Raw genomic sequence first — 19,408 nt, forward strand, 5'->3', positions numbered from 1 at the left:
GCTGATTGCGCTACTTCAACACAACTTAGGATAGTGCTGCCGCTACTCAATTCTATCAATCAACCCCCAAAGCCACGATATCAGGACTATGAGGGTTACTGGCAATGTCGCTACGACCGCCCGGTGAATCCGGCCCAACCCGGACGCGGGACGATCCACGGCGTCCAGGGGACTTTGCGCGGCTAAATTCCTACGTCCACTTTCGCTATCACGCTCACACTCCGCAACGTCCAAAATCGACGTTTCCGGGTACTCAATAAACTCAAACTTCGGCTCCTCAATCGGCGAGTTCAACCTCTGTGAATTCGTTGAGAATCTTGATTCCATCTCCATGTATAGCGCCAATTTCCACGGAACCATTTTCCCGGCACTCGACGAGAACGCGTCCCGCCCCATGTCCTTCTTGCCCTCCGCAACGTCAAGAAGTGTCCGCAGCCCCTTCAGTAAGTACGCACGCACAGGAACATCCGTATCGTCATACCTCCACCGACCAGCTTCACCAACATGAACCCCGCGCACACTCACCTCCTTGCAATGCCTCCGCTGATAGTACATATACTGCGCAATCTCTTCCTCGTCCATCAACTCATCTGGCGAAAAACCGTACACCAGCACGTGAGCGTGCGGAATGCCTGTATCCGTATATTCGAAGAACGTCTGGTAATCGGGGGCCTGGTTCTTGTCGACCGCCTCACGCATCAACTTCTTCAGTAACGACTCAATCGAATCAACCAACTCTTCCCGCATATGCGGGATGTTCTCAAACTTCTCTTCCCCATCTTTATCATTTATGAACGGCCACGTCGTCACCGTAATCTCTGTTGCCACCTCATGACCCTCTGCCGCATTTTCTAGAGGCGTTACCGCCGATGCCCACGACTTACCCGCCCTTTTTCGGTCCATAAACCGCGTCCTCAGCTCTAATTCTCCTCTAGACTTCCACATCCCCGCCATTCGACCCTCCAGAGCATTATTCGCATACCAGGCCAGATTCTGACGATGCCACTGTGACTGTAACATTCGTGTCGACTCGATTTCTCCCCTTATCCGTTCCAACGGATACTCATCCGAATCTACCCCAGAACCCCCGCTCTCTGAAAACCCGCCATACAGGCCTCTATGCGACCGTTGGACATCGCGCTTTCCTAGAACAAGAGAGTCAATGAGCTGTCTGAGCTCCTTCGTGGGATAGACAATATATCTCGAATTACCAGTGTCATCCCCGGAGATGTCGACCTCAGTAAACCAGTCATCATAATCATCGAAGAACCGGCGGATCAATTGCCGGTCAGAGTTCGAAGAATCTTGTTCTAGTGTCTCAGAAATCAGATTTGGATAGAAATGAAAATCACCATTACACGCCACATGAGTCGCGACTCGTGTCTTTTCATCTGCTTTCTTATCGCCGGCCCAAGGGAGTGATCCGACTGCAATGTATGCCTCAGCGGGTGGGCGTGAGTCATCAGAGTCTACCGACGGTGAATGTGTACGGTCGTCTCCTGCCACCCAGTCGAGATGGATGATGTCGGGTTGCGGTGTCGAAATGTGCATGGGGGTGTCCGACGGACTTAAGGCCCTGCTCCCCCGAGAACCAGGTGTCCACGCCGGTTCTTCGCGGAATCACGAACCTCCTTAGCGCCGCGTCCGTCAATCGGCGACTTCCGCTTATGAACACCTTTCAACGCCAGGTACAAAAGAGTTCTACAACTAACGTAGTTGTGACTATCGGCTGCACTCGTCTCTTTGGCTTGAAGCCACTTAAAGTTTGATGCCCTTTTAGGCGCAGCGCTGTTCGTATCCTCGCTCTGGCGCTTGCGTATTCGCTTCCGCTGAGCTCCCCTACATCCCCCTATCGAATGCCGGTCGGTTCCTTCTCTTCTTTCGATGATTTCTGATTCACTTGCTATGTGTGGCCGGGGTCCGATCTGATGTGGGCCCGGGGGTAAACCTCAGTTCTTGGAACGTGATTTTGGTGCCCGATTTCCGAGTGACCGGGTCGAAAAAGGGTTACCAATAGCCTCGTCAGAACTGCTGTTTAGTTTCCGTTGTGAATTGTGGTGAATGAGAGGATGAATTCTCGAGGTGGTGTGTTACCGGGTACTGGGTTTGACTATCTAGTTACCCGGTGGACTGTTCCCCTGGGACCATAGCCTTGATTCACCATATGGATTGGTTGGGTTGCGTGTTACACGGTCGCAGTTTACCGTACGACTCGACACTCGAAACGCGTCTCGGGGTTTTATATTCTGACCATGTACCAGCAGCAGAGACCTCGACAATGTCGAAATACGAGAACTGGAAGCCGCATGACACGGAAAAGAAGCGAGTAGAAACGTTAGATGATATGAGCGACCTGACTATCGAAATCTTGGCTGCTCTCAAAAATGAGGGCGGGTCTGCAACCACCTCAGAACTATCGTCGCTCACCGGTGCGGATAGTAACAAAGTGAAATATCGGTATCGGAAACTCGCAGAAAAGTACGGACTAGTTAATATTGACCGTCAAGGAACGTACGACAACGGAGTCTCACTCCCCAATATCGTATCCCTCACAGATACGTGCCGGGAAATCGTGAAAGAGATGAATTTAGCGGATTTCCACGCCGGTGAGTCCGGAAATGAGCGACCGACAAAAGCGCGTCTTGATGAGCTGGAGCGTGATTTGACCGTGCTTGAGAACCATGTTGGGGATGATGTTCAAGACCGCTTGAACCAGCACGAAGCGGTTATTCAGGCACTTGTAACCATCATTGTGAAGATCGACGATGTTTCGATGAATGATTTGCCTGGAAATGATGTGGTACGTGATGCAGTGATGGGTGACAACTAACTGGTTCCTCTTTTCGCCCGTGCCTTGATGACTGTGTCCACGTCCGTGTTCAGTTATTCTCGGAGAAAAAGTGCCGTGGAGTATCGCTGATCGCCCGGAAGCGGCATCCTCATCACAGAATTGGGCTCCGCTATGTCCGTTGGCGTCGGACCTGATACTCTTATCACCCGGGGTGGGCCCCTCATCTATACCGCTATATTGTCGGTAGCCCCGAGAATACAGTATATCTTCAGTATACTTTTATCCAGTATCTTCCTGGACGCGGTGCTGCGCTCCGTCCCCTCAATTACAAGTGGTCTTATCGATGTCACCGTATGTTGTCATCGCAGGTGGTGCCGCATCCGCCGCGTCACGCTCACTTAGCGCTCCACCCATCAGCCGTCTGTATCATATAAACCCGATTCTGGACTCCGGGGCGCTCCTTCACCACTTTCACCGGAAACCTTCTAATCGTTAATGCCTCTTAGAAAGTTTGTCCCGTCTCTACTAAAGCCCTGAACGGAGGTTAGAACTGCCAATGCGGCCTGGTGCGATAACGGGGGCGTGTCCGCGCCACGGAACCACTTACACTCCGGGTACTCCAGAGATATATCGGGGTGTGGTCACGTCTTCTCAGTATGTCTTCGGAGATCGCACCAGACCTAGATGATGCCCGATCGTGGTTCATGCGTGAGCATAGCCGGTGGTGCAGCGAGACGGACGCGAGGTTGTGGAGCGGTCTCCGCGAATTGTCCATCCGTGAACGTGAGATTGCATCGAAATACCAGGCGACACCTCACCCTGACGAGCTTGCGCTGCGCGACCCGGAAACAGCGGCGAATTGGTGGAGGATTCGGATGCGAATCATACTACTCGTTTCATTACTCGCGGTGCGTGAGGACGTGTTCTCGGCACTTCCGTGGATTGATCGGGGGCCGTGGTCGGAGGGGTTGGAATGACTGATTTTCCTGACCCGGACGCGGAACCAGACCCGGAGTTCCTCACGTCGATGTGGACCCGGCACGCCGATGAGGAACGAGAGAAGTCGACCGATGATTTGTGGATGCGGCTGTCGTATTTCAGCGGTAACGCGGACGCGGACTCGGAATTCCGGTGGCGCGCGGCCGTTGTCGCATCTGTGCTCGCGGAGCGCGGTGAGCTCCTGTTAGTCGGGTACAAGTGAGTTGAGGGACTCCCCATTTCCGCCGCAACTCTATGACAGAACAATTGCGATGTCAATGACACAGACCGGTCCGCGTCCGGGTCTGCGGGATACAGGAACACACCATTTCATTTCTCGACGTGACCGAACTCCAAGTTCGACGCACGCGGACGCAAACACGCCAAATCGGTCCGCATCTGCATATTCGAGCAGGTCTGTGAGCCGATACCCGTCTAGCTGATTCGCTATCGCTTCCACGATGTGTCCACGTTCTTTGTCGATCCGTCCTCATGTCGAACGCGGGACGAACACTTTCCCTCCGCCACTCAATCACCCATCTATGCCTGACCGTCCACGTAACCCCGAAGACCTACTCCCCGACGATCCGCAGCTCCCCCTCGAACACTACCTGTCAATGCTCCGCCCACTCACCGACCCACTCGGCTTTCGATGCGCGTACTGGTTGCTCTCCGAGGACCTGACCGTCGAGGAACTCACCGACCGGCTCAGCGCGGACGCGGACGCGGTACACGACAGTCTCAGCGCTCTTGCAGATGTCGGTGTCGTTGAACGCAGGGTCCGCGTCCGGGACGACGTCTCAAACGAATACTACCGAGCAACGATCATCGCCGAAACGCTCCTCTCATGCGTCGCTGAACTGATGACTCGCGAGCATCTGTTCGCGTCCGTGTACGACTCGGATTCTGATGGCCTCTGACCTATTTGTCGCTACCCGAAATGGTGGTGTACTGCTCCGGGAGTGGGGTTTCTGAGAGTCGGCGCTACCTCCCTCCCCCGGACGCGGTCCGATCTTGTGTTAGATAATAACCAGCACACAGAATTGAATCATGGTGTGAATAGGGTTGGCGTGGTTTGTGAGAATCATTGTTCTCGGACGCGGATTAGGGGTGGGAATGGTGTCGGCTCCTGTTGCGTTTTGGGGCCATTTCACAACCTTCTTGCATACAAATAGTTCCGCAACATATTAGTGCGAAACGATAGCATTATGCAACATGGCGGAACTCGCGGAAAATTCTCGAATCGCGGCGTATATTCGTGTGTCGACAGAACGACAGAAAGAAGAAGAATCACACATCCGACAGAAAGATACAATCAAGGCGTGGGCCGAACGCCGAGACATCCCCGAGGAGAACATCGACTTCTACGAAGACATCGCAATCTCCGGTCAGTCAGAGAATCGAGACGACTACAACGACCTGATGGACACCTACCCCGAGTACGACGCCATCGTCGTCCGCGAACTCTCACGGTTCGGACGCGACCTCGGAACCATCGTGACCGACGTCGACGAAATCACGAACAGCGACACCGAATTCGTTTCTACTACCGAGCAGTTCGACACGTCGAGCGCGATGGGGTCGGCGATGCTTGGCGTGATTGCGGTGATGAACCAGCTCACCAGCGACCTCGCACGGGAGCGCGCCGAACGGATGCACGAACGGCGAAAGGAGCAGGGACTTCCGGTGGGGCGGAAGCGGAAGCTCGACGACAAAGCGATGGAAGACGTGTACAAGTGGAGGGAGATGGGAATGTCGTACAGTCAGATCACCGCACTCGTCTCCGAAATGCACGGCGTCGATGTCGACCGGAGCACGATCTATCGGTACTGCGACAAAGCCGGAGTAGAACCAGAGGCGGAAACGTGAGTAACTCGACACCACTCCCGCCGGAAGAACTCACCGTTCTGCAACAGATACTCGCGACCGACACAGCGTCACTGTCGATCCCAGAACTCGTGACACGCGGCAGCTCCCGAGATGAATCCGAGGTCCGCAACGCGCTTGACGGGTTAGGGCGACGCGAGTTCGTTGTCGTCCTCGAATCCGAGTCCGGGTACGACGACGCTCAGGGGCCGTTCTACGCGGCGACAGAGTCGGCTGTCGATTACTTGAAACGTGCCGGCCGGTACGACGAAATCTCGTTATGGTACGGAGCGTTCGACGCGGTGTCGAGCGAGTCGCGTTCGCGTCCGTCGCCTGAGTGGGTGTGATGGTCGGCGTCGGGCGCTAGAACGGGTTGACGTACACTCCTGTCGTGTGCCATCCAGATACGGTCGGCGACCATGATGCAGATGAGTCCGAGGAGCACGCTGGCCGGTGAAAGTCCGACCGCGATCTCGGCGGCGAGCATCGCGGCGAGTCCGACTGCGATAATGACGATTGCGCCGGCGATGAACTTCCACCATCGGACGGTAGCGGTTCTCGCAGACCTGATTTTATGTATATGAAATATACTTTGGAAAGTGTGAATCAAACTATAGCGATATCGATATCGACAACGTAAGCCGCGTCCGCGTCCGGGCTGTTTGAACACCTCATTTCCGCCGCAAGTCAGTAACGGTCGCAGATTCTTTGAATCTTGTCCGTGCTAACTCAGCGCCCGATATCCGGTCACCTATCGACTGATCGTACAATTGTCGCGACAAAGAGGCTAATCAGGAATGCTCCGATGAAGCTCTCAATTGAAGATAGGAGATTCACCATTGGAGTGGCGTTCTCAATACCACCCCCGAACATGAATCCGGTGAAGGATTGCCAACTCGCGATTAGGTTCCCCATCCCCCAGATGGTTATATTGAGTGTCTCGTTCTGACCGAGTCCAACCGAGAAGGTGTATTCTACCGGTTGAATACCGGTTTCTTCTATAATCCCGTATAGTACTGAAAAGATACCCACGCAGAACAGGGACCAACCAACGACCCTCCCTGGGCTTTCACCGTACACGCAGGCGATGTCGTACGACTTGTTCAGCGCCCACTGTACTCCATATCGTGCTTTCTTACGGACGTCGTCGGAATCGGCGAACCGGCTCGTGTATTTTTGTCGCCGTGTTCGCTTCTCCCTCACGAAGAAATTCGATTCGGCAAGACTATCCCCGACATCGCTTGCGCCGAGTTTTGCTTTAGCGTAGGTCGTTTCTTTGTTCTCGGACTCTTGGGTGAATTCGTTCCCTCGGACGCCATCGATCTCCCATCTGATGTCCTCTAAATGGTCCCGGTTGTCGAAGAAGTCGAAGTTGTAAAATGACGTGTTGTCGATGAAGAGGTTCCTGAAGGGGTTGATGCCTTGCTTTGAATCAATAGTGACGTCCCCTAAATCGGTGCGTGGGACCTCGTAGAGGCTATTTTTGTGGTTGAATCTGAATACACCGCCGTTGATTTCAGACCCGTAGAATGCGACTGAACAGGGGTGGTTCTCAAATTCGACATCAAGTTCGATGTGATGGAATTTCGCATTCGGTATGGTGAGGTAGTATTTTGAATTTATATCGGTAAACCGGAATATGTCGTTGGACTCAGTTTCGTTGAATGAAGCCGACACTCGTGATGTATCCTCAATTTTATCGCTGAACACGCCATTGCCTAATACATTATTACAATTCTGTACACTCTCCCGTTCAATGCCCTCTGAAAAAATATGATCCGGGATGTCCTCCTCCATTAGATACACATATTTGCTACCGAACTCGCTTCCTTCAAAACTCGCCGGTCCGTTGAACACGGACTTGCTGAATGTTGCTGTTCCGAATTCCACATCGGTGAAGTCGGTTTCTCTTGTGAAGGTTGCAGAATCAAATACAACACCGGTTGAGAACGTAGTGCCGTGGAAGACACAACCAGATTTAAATTCAGAATGGAAGAAATTTGCACCATTCCTGAATATGGATTTGGCAAAGATAGCTCCATTATTAAACTTCGCGCCCATGAAGTTTGCAGTCTGGATGAACCGACAATGGCCTTCTCCGAGATTGTCTTCCACCTCAGAAATTGACGCTGAATCGACCATAGAGTCGCACAAAGTGAGGTGTTTACTGAAAACAGCCTCCATGAAACTCACCGAATGAAATGTCGTATCTGTAGCCTGAACCCGGTCGTGAAAGGTCGTGTCAGTGAAATCCCCATCAACAATCAGAGACTGCTCTACTCCGAACGGCGCCTGAACACTAGCGTGGGAGAGATCGATTTTACCGAATCTACAGTCAACTATTTGCAGGCTTCTTAGAATCTCTTCTCTAGAGAAATCCACCGTCCCAAGAACCGTTGAGAACCCGATCTTAACCTCTGAACCATTTGCGATATAGGGCCAAAGTCCCTTCAGATTCAGGTGATCTACCGTGGTGCAGATAATCTGTATACGCCCGGTCTTCGCGATTGCTTTCCGGTATTCACTATTCCTCTCCGATATAGTAGGGAAAACCTGGTTCCGAGCTCTCCGAGGAAGATGAAATATACAGTAATTTTCCCCCTTGACCGGGGGGTACGGGCACTCCCACGGTTCGGTGAGCTTTGAGGTTTCTCTGGGCCACAGGGAGGGGTCAAAGACAAACTCACACATTGTTCTTACAATCTATATCTGCTGCCACAAATACGGTTCTCGGCGATTCACAGTACTATCCTCACTCCCCCCGGCTCCATGAACATTATCCTGTGGCTCCCCTGATGATTTCTGGGCGATAGCCGCGATTATTTTCTACCCTATAGCCTCGGAGGATAGGTTTGATGCGTGACTTTCTTTCAGCGTAGTTGCTGGTGACTCAGCTTCTAGAGACAGAGCGTGTCTACTGCTCTGCACCGATGCTTGTTCCAAGACTATTCTTCCGGCCCTGAACGATGAAGTAGACGGACAACAGGAGACTTACGCCCATCAGCCCGAATACTATCTCTGATGATACCAATGGTACACTCTGCTCTTCCAAGAGGTCGCTGAAGAGTATGAGCCCAAGCGCTAGTGAGAGTGTAGAGAACGTAAACTGGAGCTTCTGATTCTTACTCTGTTCTGATTTACGTGTCCACACCCAAACAATTGCGAAAGGAGCTGTGCCGACAAGAAAGAGAGTGGCAAGTAGTGAAATATCCATGTGCTACAGCTACATTCTGAAACGGTAAATATTCTATCACCCTCCGAGACGAATAATCAGCGTCCACTCCTCCCGAAAGCTACGACTCAATTATCTAGTGCTAGACTCGCGGCACCTCTCTAGGAGGTGAGTCACAGCGAGTGGTGGTGAAATTAAGTTGCGTTGTGTCCCCCGACGAGGAGGACGAGGCATGAGCAAGCCTCTCGCCGGCCACGCTGATACCCTCACCGGTGCCCGAGAGCAACAGAACACACCCGCCCTCGTCAAGCGAATTGAGGGAACGAGACAGCCCGCATCGAGAGCGAGTCGCCAACCGGGCGCACCAAGGGTGACATGACCGCTTGCTTCGTCCTGTAGACCGCCACCAGGGGTCTGCCGGGTTATCGTCTTCACCCGACCGATGACGCGCCGAACGTCGCCAATATGCTATTCGCGGAAACGCCGCTCTACCGTCAGATACGTCTCTCAGCAGCGAAATGCGGTCTCTAATTCGTCCCCGGGACTCTGATTCGGTGGCGAGACAAACCAACCCGTCTTACACCCCAATATAGGTGTAACGAGGCAGAAAAAGTCTCTCTCCCAATAAACATTTATATACTCGGGACGAGACGTTTCTAATATGCGAAACAGAATGCGTTTCCGCCCGGTTACAGTGGAAGACGTAGAAGTGGAGGAGATAGTGCGAGGACTCGTTTATCTCCCGGACCTCCTAGAGGCACCAGCGCTTGATCCTCACGAATATGAGTCCATCTCCGAAGCAATCCAGGACGTAGCTTTTGAGATGGACGAGATCAAGGAGGAATTCGGAGACACAGAGTACGTTTCCCACTATCAGAAACTAGCTGAATGGGCTAATGAGTATGTGGCACGGGTTGATTCGGAGTGTAACTTTTCCGATGGTGATTCAGAAGCTATAGCTGGCGACTGTCTAACTCTCCGACTATGGGGAGATACTAAGCCCGCTGCAAGCCCGTTTGTATTCGAAATCGATTATCATGCAGGGGGAGAGGTCGGGTGCCGCTTACTGACGGTTCCAAATTACGACCGTTCATGGGCTGAGGGGACCCAAGTACCATGGACTGACAGAAGCCATGAGCTTCGAGAGACAGACGTCGAGTTGGACTACGACGGTACTTTGACTACATCGTCAATCAATGAGATTTGGTCAATTCTCTTGGAAGAGGTTCCATATGTTACCGGCCGAGTACAGGAATTGTACGAGGAGGGTGGAATCCCACTTAGCCAAGCACGGACACGTGCACTCAAAGAAAGTGGATGCTCGGAAGAAGAGATCAGCCGTCGGTTGGATGTCGGAGAACGAACGGTGTCTTCATACCAATCAAAATATCGACAAACGGCTCGAGAAATCCGGCGTGCCTTCCTCGCGACAGCCGGACCACCGATGCGAATAGTCGCATCAAATACGTGGGAGTGGGATGAACAGCCCGTTCAGTTATTCGTTGCTATCCCTAACTGGTATGATTCTAATGTTGACCTTCCTAACGGTACCCAGGCATCAATTCCGGGAGCGTGGCTGATTGAGTTCCCGCCCGTGCAAAGCAGGTGGGACTTTCAAATGGAAGTTGAAGCGTTCGACTCTCTTAGCGACCTGCTTAGCGAGCTTGATGAAAGGGCAGAAAATGAGAGCTATCAGGGTTATGGCCCCAATTGGAACGGGCTTCGCCAACAGATTCCTCGAGTCCTTCGTGAACGGGCTGATCAGCCGTCTCGGTGGTGGGTATGAGTCAGAAAACACGCTTGCTCTGTGTGGGCGATACACATCTCGGAAGGGCGGAAACTTCGGACGGGAAGAAAGGCTCACATGGCCAGTGGGCGTACATCTTTGCGTTCGAAGCGGCCATTTCGATTGCAATATATCGAGACGCTGACGCCATCGTACACACGGGGGACATCTTTGAAACTCAGCGTCCGTCATCCACAATCGTAAGCATCGCACGGAGACAACTTGCTCGGCTAAGGGAAGCCGGGATACAATTCTGCTACGTACCCGGCGATCACGATGAGGAAACCGGACGCCACCAGCGACACCCTCGAGCGAGCCGGTACGAAGACGTACTACAGAAAATTCAACTTCCGAGAACGCCCGGAATTGACGACTTTATGAGCGAATACCAAACGTTCAATCTAGGTCGAACTCCCCATATGGTAGCTCACAATTGTGCCCTCTATGGAATCCCGAGTTCACAGCGAACTGAAAAAGAGTATCGCCAAGGTATCACTCCGATTCAATCGGACACCTCCAATCAGGATGGGATATTCAACATCATAAACGCTCATGCAGGAATTTCGCCGGGATGGAAACGAGCTCGTCACGACATCCCCTCAGTGCTTGGTGAACTTCCCAATCGAATGTCGATAGACGTTCTCATTTGTGGTCATCTTCATCGACCGGAAGTGCGAGAATATCCCACTGACTCTTGCCCCCTGTTCATCAACCCCGGTTCTCCGGTCCGTATCAACGGAGCAACTAATCGAAATTATCAGCCACAGGTGACCTTGCTTGAGTTCCCGAACGGCCGAAGCAAGTCCACGGCAGGCTGTATTGAACGAGAAAGGATTGACGTTCCTGTGACCCAATCGGGCTGTGCAAGACTCGCTGAAAAGGCACGTGAAGCACTATTCGAAACCCGACAAAACAGGCAGGATGTGACCGCTGCCGAACCAGCATGAGTTCCGGTGAAAACGCCGCGTCCTTGCCCAAGGAAGCCGATTGGCACTTTCACGTTTCGGGAAACCAGCGACAGTCCGGTGACCGTGGCCGACGCCGTCGAACGCGCCGCCACGCAGGGCGTTTACGACACCGCCTGTCGTGCCGGCGGCCCCGAGGCGTATGTTTAAACCTCGCTGAGTGTGCCGACGCCGTCACGCGGCGTGTGGCCGCCCTCGACGAGATGCCCGTCCCCGACTCGGTCGGCGTCCTCCTCGACACCACCGACGACCTGTGGCGCCGCCTCCTGCAGTACGTCAGCGACGACCGCCTCGACGTCCGCGAACAGGACGGGGAGGCGGTCCTCCGAGCGGTGTCGCCCCGCTTGACGATCGCGACCGTCGGCGAGAATCAGTCCGCCGGCGGCGCCGGCTACGCCCTGCTCCTGTGGGACGCCCACCCCGGGCTGACGTACGCCGGCCTCGACATCACAATCGCCGACGCGAGTGGCGACGACGCCGACGCCCTCGCTCGACCGACGCCCGAGGCCGAGCAGCACGCGCCCGCCCTCGTCGAGCGGCTCACCGGCGGCGAGGAGGCCCGCGTCGAGAGCGAGTCCTCGACCGGGCGCACCAAGGCCGGCATGACCGCCCGCCACGTTCTGCAGGCCGCCGCCGAAGGCCGTCGGGCTATCGTCCTAACTCGCCCCGACGACGCGCCGAACGTGGCCGACACGCTCCTCGCGGAACCGCCGTTCTGCCGGTCAGATTCAGTCGAAGACGGCGAAACCCGATACTACACCTCGCCCCGTGACCTCCGAATCGGTGGCGAGGCCTTGACCCGGCCCGGCTCCCGGTCGAACGTGTGGGTACGGGAGGCGAGCGGCGAGGTCGTCCTCCGAGACGACGTCGGGACCGAACACGCCCGGTTCCCCGACGTCGCCGCCGCGTTCAGCGACGCCGACGCCTACCCGGGCGGCGAGCGGACGGTGAAACGCCCATCGTCCCCGAGGCGCTGCTCGACGGCGTCGACGCCGAGCCCCACACAGAGATAGTGACCGTCCCCGAGGGCGCGACCGACCTGTCGGACCTCTCGCTCGTCGTCGACGACCGGGGCCTGACCGTCCCTGCCGAGGCGGTCGGCGCCGGCTCGGGCTCGGGCGCTCCCGATCGGGACGCGGTCGACCCCGAGGACCTCGACGTGACCGACGGGGCGCGCGAGCTCCTGCGGGCGCTCCGAGAGGCCGGCGACAGTCCCGTGACCGTGGCCGACGCGGTCGAGCACGTCGACGTCTCCCGTCGGTCGGTGCGAAACTACCTCGGTGCCCTCGCCGACGAGGGGGCGCTCCGACGCGAGGAGACACCCGGGACGTCCGCCGACCTGTTCCACCTCGACTGACTCGACTGCAGAAAGGCTTTATTCCACTACCGTTCGCTGTGAATCAGCTCCTAGAGAGGTGCCGCGTATGCAGGACATCAACCTATCAAGATTCGATTTTTACCGGTCACCAGTTTGAACACTGGTGTGTGGACATCGTCCAGTCGTCAGAACCACCTTTCTGCGATGTTACCCTGTAGCCTTGGATGGCTCCGCTACAGCTGAGCGTCTTTATTGAGCGATATGTCCCGTCGTCTTCGTCGTAGACAAGGACGACGATTGCTTTGTTAGGGGCGACACCCTCAACATCGATTTGCTTTCGCTCACCAGGCTGGAGGGTATACTCACCGTGTCTACTGGCGGACTCAGGAAAGTCAATGTGAGTGAAACTCGAAGCATTCGAGGTGGTGTATGTGGATGAGCCTTGGTTGATTGTGTAATTGAATGAATCACCATCTCCGTCCTGAACGGTGAGATTGTTACCGACTTCAACGACACCCACCGTGAACGTCTCCGTCTGAGTTGCGTTGTTCACCATCATCACCGGCGCTGGCTCTTTCTGTGGTGCAGGTTCTACACCGGGAATGGCGCTACAGCCTGCGAGACACACCAGAAGAACGAGTCCGAATGGCACCCACTGAGTCACTTTCTACTATTTTGTCAGGTAGCGATATGGTTCCTTCGCTCCGCAACTCACGCTCTATCTATAGGAGCTGGGTCACACCGACTGACGCTGGAAGAAACTCCCTTTGTTCCGACCGGGTTCGACGTGACTCAGCTCTTAGAGAGGTGCCGCGAGTCTCAGATTGACTCCCCAGCACCTATGTCGTGACCTTCCTATGTGTGAACGATGATTTCGCGTCGAACGAAGGCTCGGATTAGTTTTGTCAGCAGCCTCTATCGAGCATATCAACGCTGTACTCGGGTGGTAAATAACGAAGAGACAGTTCAGTTTGCCCCTCGATATTTTGTCCTCGGTTTTATTTATCAAATCGTACGCGGATGGACATACGACCGTGACTACGGCAATAACCGTACAAACCGCTGGCGTCGGTTCTTGATTCCGGTGGCGATCTTTCCTCTTCTTCTGAAACTATTAGACCTAATCTCAGAATCCGAACGCGAAAGTCTCGTACTAGGTGCCGCAGTTGGGACGATACTGTACAGACTTTGGTATGGAGTCCTCAATCCGCTTCCTGACACAGTGAGCGAACAATAGACACGCTCTGTCTCTAGAGGCTGAATCACCGACGACTATACTGAAAAGAAAGGAACGTATCCGCGACGGATCAGACAGATAAAGCGGACGGTTTTCAGAGCGGTTCCAGATACTACTGACCCCCAGTTACCCGGACGCGGTTCACTTTCTCCCCGGTCCAAAAACATTGATAATACTGAAGGTACTCATTCCTATCGTATCGTGATATCAACTGGTAATGATCGAGATCACGCCCGCCTCTTTGAACGAGACCACGAAACGGCGCACGAGAAACTGAATAACATCCTCGGCGGGGATACTCTGAAAGCGTTCAGGGAAGACCTCGCCGACATCTTTCAAGAAACCTCTGAGGTATCCAATGTTTCTGAGGACCAGAAACGAGAGTGGTGGCGAATCGGAAGACGAGGCCTTGAGGATAGCAGGGGTCAATTTAGGAACCTCAAACGCGGTCTTACTGTCATAGAGTACCTAGATAGTGTCATTACGCACGGAATTGCGTTCGTCGTGGGATGCCTGATTAGCACTCAGCTCGGTCAATCGTGGGCGCTTGGCGCGGCCATCTCCATGCTACTATCCTTCATCTTCAAACGGCTCTACGACGGACGAATACTATCACAGGCTTTAGTCGAACAACTCGCATACAAACCCGAGGAACTCTCCACTCGGCTCGAAGCACCTGAGCTCCGATTCAAAGCTGGATGGAACAGCGGTGTGCTCAACTCGACCACGAGCCTTGTTGGGCTCGTTATCCTTGGTATCGTGGCGTCACCTGGGTCTTGGTCGTATAGGAATGGGCTCCAGGCCGTGAAGGTGTACGCGAAAATCAAGCACCACTAACGGTGCAACCACACTCCTCGCCACAGACGCTAAATGAACACACCCGCGACCGTCAGAGAACGCTAACTCGTCGCCCGAAACCCCGTGCGGCGAATCAGTACGGTGAAATCCCGTTGTGGTGCAACACGTATAGATTGGTGTCGGATGTTGAGTCGCGTCTGCGTCTGTCTCTGGATGGCTCTGATTAGTGATGGTTCGTACTTCAACGGCCCAATATCATTGTTACTGGCAACGCAAACCGCGTCCGTGTCGGACACCTTGTTTCCTCCGCAAGACACCTGTAGAACGCTCAACACACTAAGTCAACTCTAATACTGGAACTATGGACTTGGTCAAGCGGTTACTTCCACGTTCAGACCCGCACCTTCGGAGGAAGACTGTACAATTGCGGACACCTCGTTTCCGCCGCAAACGCCACTCGGAGACACCTCATTTCCGCCGCAAGTGTGCGACAGAGCCGCTAATAGGCAACAATCGTCCCAAAACACCAAAAATCAACTAATATTTGTGATTACAGATGCTCGCCCTTTTCAACATTCTATGTCAGGAGTGCGAATCCGAAAGAGTAGGCAAGTACTCGCTAAAGTCGAAGTAGTAGAACAACACTCCGGCAATCAGAATTGCTGAGGCAATCGTGATCATATTGTGAGCTTCACCTTGCACCGGGTACTGGCTTCGAATCTTCCACGAGATAAGAAAAGCTGAGAGACCTGCTGTGTAGGTAGCGTAGGTATCCGGTCGTCCGTCCAACACCGCAGCGATATCTCTCGAATCGTAGACGTTCACATAAGCTCGACTGAGAACGACTATGAGGCTGAGCATTTGGACTACGGAAAGAGGCCCCACCTTACTCTCAACGAATCGCTGTAGCTCTAGAGAGACGATGACAGAACCTCCAATAAGCACCAATAGTGCAGCCTGCATCATTACACGCGACCCACCGCCAAAAATCTGGATGAATTCGAGACTAGTATCGTCCGTTTGGAAATTTGACCAAGCCTCGTGCACCAGTCCGAATAGGAGTATTACGAACAGATACTCGAGTAAGTAGTAGTTCTCAGCGATCCAGTCAGATACGACGAGGGCTGCACTAATTCCGACTGTAATGATTAGGAGCAGCTCCTGATTTTCTTCTGATAATTCGTTCAGATTCATCAATTATCGAGATTGAATCGATTCAGATGTCATAAATGATTTGTCAATTGAGTGTATTAAAGACCCTCTGTACTCAAACCTTCTAAAGAAAGGGCGCGATCCAAAAATCGGACTCGAACAAACATCAATACGCACAATCGTCGCTAGTATCCGGTAGCCACACCGTGTCCGGGTCAACAGAGTACGTTGGGAAAGCCGCGTAGTACCCCCTTGAACGGGGGAAGGCGACTTCATCAATGTACAATAGCCCTATACTCGAATTTGGGTTCCAAGACACCTCGTTTCCTCCGCAAGCCACCCAGAGAGCCCTTAATACCTCAAGATCGTCAAAGAAATCCGCCTCCCTGATTTTCTACCTCAGCAAGGAGCTTGCGCCGAAGTTCCCGTTTTTCATCCTCGGTTCGCTCATCGTAATGCTTCTTCAGCATCTCCTCGCTCACGTCACACCGTTCACTCAGGATCGCGATTGGAAGACCTTCACGACGCATCTGAGATAGATACCCATGCCGAGCAGAGTACGGCGATTGACTCGAGGGACACTTCGACGCCACCTCAGCCGAGGCTGCCGCTTCACAGTCTGCAACCTCACGGCCATGTGGACACTCGTGACCGATCGCACACGGCCGACTCCATTTGTAGAAGTACTTCCGCATCGTGGGCTTCGACAACCGACCGTGTGTTGACGTCAAAAACGGACTGCGGCCGTCGTCGTCCGTCACGTCATCCCAATTCTCCTCAACGTAGTCTTTGAGTACCTCGCTAATGGACTCAGGGATGTTCACCAAAGCCTCGCCCTGCTCCTCGTTCTTCAGACGAGTTGTCCCTCCTCGATGCTTGAAGTGCAAGTACGGTTCTTTGTCGTCCGCGCAGAAATCCTCTAAATCGAGAGAATGTAGCGCACCTGGTCGTCGACCTGTGGAGCAATGAATCAGCCACACGACATGCTCCGTAGTTGCGTACTCGTACTTGTTGAGGTAAGAGATGATCTCTTCAACCCGATCTCGCGGGAGTTCCACATCTCGAACACCATCGCCGGGGTTGAGTTGGGGGATTCTCACGGAGTCGCTGAGGTCAGATTTGACCGCTTCAATGGACTCCATATATGACAAGAAAGCCCTGAAAAGGTACATGTCGTCACGGAGCGTTTTCTTCCCGAGAGAATCTACTTTGTCTGTGGAATCTTCTCGACGCCAAATCCGGTAGGAATCAACGAGACGCCCATCAAGCGAATTCAGGTTTTCAATTTGATTCTCTTCAGCGAACTTGATGAAGAGCTCAAGCTTACGTGCATACTCCTGAACCGTATTCTCCGTGACTTCAGTACGAATCGATTGGAGGTAACGCTCAACTCCTGCGCCGGGTGCCAAAGGTTGGAGTGATTCCTTCGCGTCGTTGATGACGCTCTCAATATCCGAGAGTGTGAGTTCAGAAGACGCTACTCGAGGTGACTCAGAACTTGGGCTTTCGGAATCACCGGCGACATGTTCGATCTTGTTGTTGGCGTTTTGTTTCCGCGTGTGGGCATGTCCATGCCCCTCGTCCTGACCGTTCGTATTCCCAGTGTTGCCACTAGAAGTGGGATTAATCGTCATTTTGAGTTACCTATCTACGCGTTCTGGTTCCCGGCGCTGAGCGCCTGCTTTGAGATATCTTTGCTCCCCTTCCCGGTCGCGCACTCGTGAGTGTCTTTGAGTTCACCGGGGTGCTTTTGACTGAATAGGCTGTACGACGGAAGTGTTCCGTGTGTCGAGTTTCGGTTCATTGTTGGATGCACGGGACTCCGGTATTGTTTGACTGATACCGGGTGCCAGGAACGCTGTAACGTTCCTGACGTGGGCGCCTTCCCGTGGGCGCTCTCCGCATCGGTTACTCCAGACCAGTTAAAAAAGAAAGTTCACAACTTGAATATGAATCGCAGCACACTGTAACCGCCAGACAAACCTACAATCAAATTCACGGACGAGCTACGATATCAGAATATATTGGACGAGGATCAGTCATTCATATTGTTGACACCCTGGAGACCATGCATCTCATCTACTCAAAACTGAGTACGTAGATTATCGAGCCTATTCCGAGCTACTTCACAATATTCTGAACTGAGTTCGTACCCGGATGCTTGGCGGCCATTCTTCATAGCCGCAACAACGGTTGTTCCTACACCACTAAAGGGATCAAATACAGTATCCTCCCGGAAACTGTACAGACGAATGAGTCTCGCCACCAATTCCTCAGGAAACTGAGCGGGGTGGTCGCCATTCTTTACTGGATCGATTTTCCAAATTGATTGAGCGTATTCTCTCCACTCTTTGACAGACAATCTACTTTCTTCTTTCACTTCGGATTCTTGTCCGGGAAGGTCTCTCTGACTGTAGTAATCCTCGGAAACCCATTTCCGGAACACAAGAATCTGTTCGTGGTTCTGATTAATGAGGAAGTTAGTCGGATAGGGATAACTTCCGAAGAGAGGCTTAGAACGCCCGCCTGAATTAGCATACGTGTTTTTACTCCAAATGATTCCATCAAAATAGTCAAAACCGGCATTTAGAGCTAGATTGTACGTGTGGGCCGACAATCTATACTGGCGCGTCCGTCCGCTAAGTGCCTTTGAAGTGCCGACTATGAGGCAAATCTTTGCATCAGGTTTCGTTACTCGGAATAGCTCCGAAAGTACGTCTTCCATGAGCGATTCCCACTGATCAATGCCTTGGGAATCGTCGTAATTCGGATAGTCTTCTCGTTCCGTGAATCCGTCCACATGGTACGGAGGGGAAGTTACAACGAGGTCAATACTCTCATCCGGGATTCTTTCGAGTTCACGAGAATTGCCCTGGACTATCCGGTTTTTCCAACTCAGCAATCCCTGTCGGCGAGCCTCATGGAGACAGTCACGGCTACAAACAGATGTGTGCTTAGCCCTTTCAACCCGGCCCTTTGACCGGATGAAGTCTTTATCGCAGATCGGGCAGGTCAGTTCTATTTTACGGGACGGTTTTGGGACGTCGAGCTTACGCCTCCACTTTGATATCGTGGTGTGATCGACTCCAAGTTCGTCTGCGATATCTTGGAGTGTACGCTCTTTCTCATAATATTCTCTATAGAGCCAATCTCTGCTTTGATAGCGAGTATTCATTTACGTAGCACAAAATCCTCCTGTAGCTGTCTTTTCAGTTGCGGACCAAAGGTTCAATCCTACGAAGTCTGCATGGAACCGGCAATGGCAACGCTAGCAAGACCGACCGTTCTAAGAGTTCCAGAGTCAAGTAGGAACTCTGGTTGCAAAAATCCGGAGTGCTCTCCTTC

Annotated in this window: 18 protein-coding genes; 11 read left to right on the forward strand and 7 right to left on the reverse strand. The window is 53.2% G+C overall.

Annotated elements, in window-relative coordinates; genetic code table 11:
• Window positions 1-42: 42 nt before the first annotated feature.
• Complete coding sequence (locus tag N5095_RS20165) at window positions 43-954, reverse strand: hypothetical protein (protein WP_267624976.1); 912 nt, start codon at window positions 952-954, stop codon at window positions 43-45.
• A 1,390-nt stretch (window positions 955-2,344) separates the two neighbouring features.
• Between N5095_RS20165 and N5095_RS20170 the strand changes: the two genes are divergently transcribed.
• From N5095_RS20170 to N5095_RS20190, 5 genes are all read left to right on the forward strand, one after another.
• Window positions 2,345-2,830: a hypothetical protein gene (locus N5095_RS20170; protein ID WP_267624977.1), complete on the forward strand. Its 486-nt coding sequence runs from the start codon at window positions 2,345-2,347 to the stop codon at window positions 2,828-2,830.
• 934 nt (window positions 2,831-3,764) lie between these two features.
• Entirely contained in the window at window positions 3,765-3,992 is a 228-nt protein-coding gene (locus N5095_RS20175) for a hypothetical protein (RefSeq protein ID WP_267624978.1), read from the forward strand.
• A gap of 319 nt (window positions 3,993-4,311) precedes the next feature.
• Complete coding sequence (locus N5095_RS20180) at window positions 4,312-4,689, forward strand: hypothetical protein (protein ID WP_267624979.1); 378 nt, start codon at window positions 4,312-4,314, stop codon at window positions 4,687-4,689.
• A 295-nt stretch (window positions 4,690-4,984) separates the two neighbouring features.
• Entirely contained in the window at window positions 4,985-5,638 is a 654-nt protein-coding gene (locus N5095_RS20185; protein ID WP_267624980.1) for a recombinase family protein, read from the forward strand.
• Window positions 5,635-5,982 carry a hypothetical protein gene (locus N5095_RS20190; RefSeq protein WP_267624981.1) on the forward strand — a complete coding sequence of 116 codons (348 nt, stop codon included), beginning with the start codon at window positions 5,635-5,637 and terminating at the stop codon, window positions 5,980-5,982. The genes N5095_RS20185 and N5095_RS20190 overlap by 4 nt, the downstream gene beginning before the upstream one ends.
• Before the next feature lie 400 nt (window positions 5,983-6,382).
• Here the strand turns inward: N5095_RS20190 and N5095_RS20195 are convergent, their stop codons facing one another.
• Complete coding sequence (locus N5095_RS20195; RefSeq protein WP_267624982.1) at window positions 6,383-8,326, reverse strand: pentapeptide repeat-containing protein; 1,944 nt, start codon at window positions 8,324-8,326, stop codon at window positions 6,383-6,385.
• A 223-nt stretch (window positions 8,327-8,549) separates the two neighbouring features.
• Window positions 8,550-8,849, reverse strand: coding sequence for a hypothetical protein (locus tag N5095_RS20200; RefSeq protein ID WP_267624983.1), 300 nt, complete (start codon window positions 8,847-8,849; stop codon window positions 8,550-8,552).
• 619 nt (window positions 8,850-9,468) lie between these two features.
• On the opposite strand from N5095_RS20200, the gene N5095_RS20205 reads away from it, so the two are divergent.
• The 4 genes from N5095_RS20205 to N5095_RS20215 all read left to right on the forward strand — a co-directional run bounded on the left by N5095_RS20205 (window position 9,469) and on the right by N5095_RS20215 (window position 12,915).
• Window positions 9,469-10,593 carry a hypothetical protein gene (locus N5095_RS20205; RefSeq protein WP_267624984.1) on the forward strand — a complete coding sequence of 375 codons (1,125 nt, stop codon included), beginning with the start codon at window positions 9,469-9,471 and terminating at the stop codon, window positions 10,591-10,593.
• Window positions 10,590-11,540: a metallophosphoesterase family protein gene (locus N5095_RS22600; RefSeq protein ID WP_390203615.1), complete on the forward strand. Its 951-nt coding sequence runs from the start codon at window positions 10,590-10,592 to the stop codon at window positions 11,538-11,540. Before N5095_RS20205 ends, N5095_RS22600 begins: the two co-directional genes overlap by 4 nt.
• 203 nt (window positions 11,541-11,743) lie before the next feature.
• Entirely contained in the window at window positions 11,744-12,571 is an 828-nt protein-coding gene (locus N5095_RS20210; RefSeq protein ID WP_267624985.1) for a hypothetical protein, read from the forward strand.
• Window positions 12,571-12,915 carry a helix-turn-helix domain-containing protein gene (locus tag N5095_RS20215; RefSeq protein ID WP_267624986.1) on the forward strand — a complete coding sequence of 115 codons (345 nt, stop codon included), beginning with the start codon at window positions 12,571-12,573 and terminating at the stop codon, window positions 12,913-12,915. The genes N5095_RS20210 and N5095_RS20215 overlap by 1 nt, the downstream gene beginning before the upstream one ends.
• A 106-nt stretch (window positions 12,916-13,021) precedes the next feature.
• Here the strand turns inward: N5095_RS20215 and N5095_RS20220 are convergent, their stop codons facing one another.
• Window positions 13,022-13,435, reverse strand: a complete 414-nt coding sequence (locus N5095_RS20220) for a hypothetical protein (RefSeq protein ID WP_267624987.1) — start codon at window positions 13,433-13,435, stop codon at window positions 13,022-13,024.
• Between the two features lie 309 nt (window positions 13,436-13,744).
• On the opposite strand from N5095_RS20220, the gene N5095_RS22645 reads away from it, so the two are divergent.
• Window positions 13,745-14,113, forward strand: a complete 369-nt coding sequence (locus N5095_RS22645) for a DUF8097 family protein (protein ID WP_464369011.1) — start codon at window positions 13,745-13,747, stop codon at window positions 14,111-14,113.
• 201 nt (window positions 14,114-14,314) lie between these two features.
• Window positions 14,315-14,950, forward strand: coding sequence for a hypothetical protein (locus N5095_RS20225; protein WP_267624988.1), 636 nt, complete (start codon window positions 14,315-14,317; stop codon window positions 14,948-14,950).
• A gap of 543 nt (window positions 14,951-15,493) precedes the next feature.
• Here the strand turns inward: N5095_RS20225 and N5095_RS20230 are convergent.
• The 3 genes from N5095_RS20230 to N5095_RS20240 all read right to left on the reverse strand — a co-directional run bounded on the left by N5095_RS20230 (window position 15,494) and on the right by N5095_RS20240 (window position 19,238).
• A complete protein-coding gene (locus tag N5095_RS20230; protein ID WP_267624989.1) occupies window positions 15,494-16,105 on the reverse strand; it encodes a hypothetical protein in 612 nt (203 codons plus the stop codon).
• Window positions 16,106-16,431: 326 nt separating this feature from the next.
• On the reverse strand, window positions 16,432-17,697 hold the full coding sequence (locus tag N5095_RS20235; protein WP_267624990.1) for a tyrosine-type recombinase/integrase: 1,266 nt from the start codon (window positions 17,695-17,697) through the stop codon (window positions 16,432-16,434).
• Window positions 17,698-18,146: 449 nt separating this feature from the next.
• Complete coding sequence (locus tag N5095_RS20240) at window positions 18,147-19,238, reverse strand: DNA methyltransferase (protein WP_267624991.1); 1,092 nt, start codon at window positions 19,236-19,238, stop codon at window positions 18,147-18,149.
• Between the last annotated feature and the right edge of the window lie 170 nt (window positions 19,239-19,408).

It is taken from the genome of Halobium salinum (assembly GCF_026586625.1).
Taxonomy (GTDB): Archaea; Halobacteriota; Halobacteria; order Halobacteriales; family Haloferacaceae; genus Halobium; species Halobium salinum.

Coding starts and splice junctions, on each gene's coding strand:
- N5095_RS20180 (WP_267624979.1), top strand. CDS start 4,312: ATGCCTGACCGTCCACGTAACCCCGAAGACCTACTCCCCGACGATCCG.
- N5095_RS20175 (WP_267624978.1), top strand. CDS start 3,765: ATGACTGATTTTCCTGACCCGGACGCGGAACCAGACCCGGAGTTCCTC.
- N5095_RS20235 (WP_267624990.1), bottom strand. CDS start 17,697: ATGACGATTAATCCCACTTCTAGTGGCAACACTGGGAATACGAACGGT.
- N5095_RS20200 (WP_267624983.1), bottom strand. CDS start 8,849: ATGGATATTTCACTACTTGCCACTCTCTTTCTTGTCGGCACAGCTCCT.
- N5095_RS20205 (WP_267624984.1), top strand. CDS start 9,469: ATGCGAAACAGAATGCGTTTCCGCCCGGTTACAGTGGAAGACGTAGAA.
- N5095_RS20230 (WP_267624989.1), bottom strand. CDS start 16,105: ATGAATCTGAACGAATTATCAGAAGAAAATCAGGAGCTGCTCCTAATC.
- N5095_RS20185 (WP_267624980.1), top strand. CDS start 4,985: ATGGCGGAACTCGCGGAAAATTCTCGAATCGCGGCGTATATTCGTGTG.
- N5095_RS20170 (WP_267624977.1), top strand. CDS start 2,345: ATGAGCGACCTGACTATCGAAATCTTGGCTGCTCTCAAAAATGAGGGC.
- N5095_RS20240 (WP_267624991.1), bottom strand. CDS start 19,238: ATGAATACTCGCTATCAAAGCAGAGATTGGCTCTATAGAGAATATTAT.
- N5095_RS20165 (WP_267624976.1), bottom strand. CDS start 954: ATGGCGGGGATGTGGAAGTCTAGAGGAGAATTAGAGCTGAGGACGCGG.
- N5095_RS22600 (WP_390203615.1), top strand. CDS start 10,590: ATGAGTCAGAAAACACGCTTGCTCTGTGTGGGCGATACACATCTCGGA.
- N5095_RS22645 (WP_464369011.1), top strand. CDS start 13,745: ATGATTTCGCGTCGAACGAAGGCTCGGATTAGTTTTGTCAGCAGCCTC.
- N5095_RS20195 (WP_267624982.1), bottom strand. CDS start 8,326: ATGTGTGAGTTTGTCTTTGACCCCTCCCTGTGGCCCAGAGAAACCTCA.
- N5095_RS20220 (WP_267624987.1), bottom strand. CDS start 13,435: ATGATGGTGAACAACGCAACTCAGACGGAGACGTTCACGGTGGGTGTC.